Here is a 598-nt window from a genome sequence, read left to right on the forward strand (position 1 = left end):
GACTATTCGAGACGGTTTGCAGTGGCAATCCCATAAATACCCACCGTTCATATGGGAAATTCTCATAATACATTGGACTGTACTGCGGTACGACCGTTCCGGAAGCAAAGGCCAGCCAGTTGTCATTCCAGTTCGATGTAAAGACACGAATCTCTTTAGCGGAATAAACCTTCAAATAAGGTTCTTTGCCGTCGCTTTTCAATTGATTCCATGTGGCGACATTGATTTTCAGATCATAGAAATCGTTCGTATTCAACACGGTATCCCGATCAATGATCGTCCCATTTGTAGCGATGTCTTCAACCGTGACCGCTGCGTTGCTATCGATTGTCGTGATATAAACGTGCGACCACTGGCCGCCGGGTTCGATTCCTGGCGGCGCCAGATAGACGATGTAATTATGCCCTGCGCCATACCCGTATTCCGATGATACGTAACAGGCCATGTCGGAGGTTCCAATCGTTCCCGTTTCCAACCAGGTTCCTGTAAAAACGGCGACGTTACCGGTCGCAGTCAATTTGAACAGTTCCTGCGTATAACCGATTCCGTTGTTCCCAACGTAAGTGTAATAGTCGTAAGCGTCCAAAGATTGATCGGT

It is taken from the genome of Candidatus Marinimicrobia bacterium CG08_land_8_20_14_0_20_45_22 (assembly GCA_002774355.1).
Classification (GTDB): Bacteria; Fidelibacterota; UBA2242; order UBA2242; family UBA2242; genus 0-14-0-20-45-22.